The organism is Streptomyces sp. NPDC054841 (assembly GCF_053611045.1).
On sequence record NZ_JBSGZO010000875.1, the window covers coordinates 1 to 1,583 of the forward strand.

A 1,583-nucleotide genomic window follows, 5' to 3' on the forward strand; every position below is an offset into this window, starting at 1 on the left:
CCCTGGAACGGGCGGCGCAGCTGCTCGTCCCGGGGCAGCGGATCTTCCTGGACAGGCTCGGCCACTACATACGTGACGGCCGCTGACCGCGGCCGCCGCCCCCGAATCGGAGGAAACACGCCGTGTCCCCACGCAACAAGGCCGTCGTCACCGGTGCGGCACTGATCGCCGCGACCACTCTGCCCGCCACCGCCGCCACCAGCGCCACCGCCCGTTCGGCCGCAGAGGGTTCGGTGACCGCGGAAGAGCTACTGGCCGAGGTCAGTTCCTGCACTCGAATATCGAACGGATTGTTCCGGAAGGACGCGGACGAGGCGGCGAACGTTCCGATATGCGGGACGAGTGAGGCCGTGTTCTGGAAGGCGGACCTGGACATCGACTGCGACGGGTGGCCTTCGAGCAGCTGCAACAGCGATGCGGACCCGTACTTCCAGCCCGAAACCGCCTTCCAGGACTCCGGGGGGGATGCACTCAATTCCGCGAGGCTGCCGTTCGTGGTCCTCCCTGCGCCGAGCTCGCGCTGGAAGCCGGGCTCGTCCCGAATCCGCGGTGGCGGCGTCGCGGCCGTCATCTACCGCAACAGGGTGGTGTACGCGGTGGTCGGGGACACCGGACCGAGCGACCTCATCGGCGAGGCCTCGTACGCCACGGCCGACGCACTGGGCATCGATCCCGACCCGCTGACCGGCGGCGTCAATTCCGGTGTCACGTACATACTGTTCCGCGATTCGAAGGTCTCCCCCATCGAGTCCCACCGGGCAGCGGTCAGGTTGGGCGACGAGCTGGCGCGGAAGTTCGTCGGTCGCCGGTGAACGTGCGCGGGAGGACCATGGAAGAGCCGGGTCGCAAGCAGGAGGAAGGGAACGGCCATGCTGGGAGAGAGCAGGGCATTCAGCGGCTTCTCGGTCGACGACGTCGAAAAGGCCAAGCAGTTCTACGGCGGTACGCTCGGGCTGCGGGTCTCCGAGAAGAACGGGCTGCTCACGCTGCATCTCGCCGGGGACACGAACGTGCTGGCGTACCCGAAGGGCGATCACAGGCCCGCAGCCTTCACCATTCTCAACTTCCCCGTGGACGACATCGACAGGACCGTCGACGAACTGGTCGCACGCGGGGTGAAGTTCGAGCGCTATGAGGGCTTCGGCCAGGACGAGAAGGGGATCCACCGCGGCGAGGGCCCGGACATCGCCTGGTTCAAGGACCCGGCGGGGAACATCCTGTCCGTGCTCAAGGAGTAGCGGGAACACGGCACCGCCCGGCCATGAAACCGGAGGAGGCACTCGACCGGATCGCGTTCCTGCTGGAGCGCTCCGGGGCTCCGACGTACCGGGTACGGGCCTTCCGTACGGCGTCGGCGGCTGTCACCGCACTGGGTGAGCGCGAGATCGGTGAGCGCGCCGCGGCCGGATCCCTGGAGGCGGTTCGGGGTCTCGGGCCGAAGACCGCGCAGGTGGTGCGGGAGGCTCTGGCCGGGGAGGTGCCCGCGTATCTGCGCCGGCTGGAGGAGGAGTCGGGGGGGCCGCCCGGCCGGGGGGGTGCCGGGCCGCGGCGGGGCGCGGCGCGGCGCGGCGGCTGTCGACTGC

2 protein-coding genes and 1 pseudogene are annotated in these 1,583 nt (G+C 69.5%); all 3 read left to right on the forward strand.

Features of this window, described 5'->3' with window-relative positions:
- The first annotated feature begins 122 nt into the window (after nt 1–122).
- Nucleotides 123–812 carry a glycoside hydrolase family 75 protein gene (locus ACWGI8_RS44105; RefSeq protein WP_453669239.1) on the forward strand — a complete coding sequence of 230 codons (690 nt, stop codon included), beginning with the start codon at nt 123–125 and terminating at the stop codon, nt 810–812.
- A gap of 57 nt (nt 813–869) precedes the next feature.
- Complete coding sequence (locus ACWGI8_RS44110; RefSeq protein WP_453669241.1) at nt 870–1,238, forward strand: VOC family protein; 369 nt, start codon at nt 870–872, stop codon at nt 1,236–1,238.
- A 23-nt stretch (nt 1,239–1,261) separates the two neighbouring features.
- A pseudogene (locus ACWGI8_RS44115) lies at nt 1,262–1,583 on the forward strand (PHP domain-containing protein); the annotation flags it as partial.

What these genes read in the sequence shown, in the direction of transcription:
- ACWGI8_RS44110 (WP_453669241.1), top strand. Translation starts at nt 870, where the DNA reads ATGCTGGGAGAGAGCAGGGCATTCAGCGGCTTCTCGGTCGACGACGTC.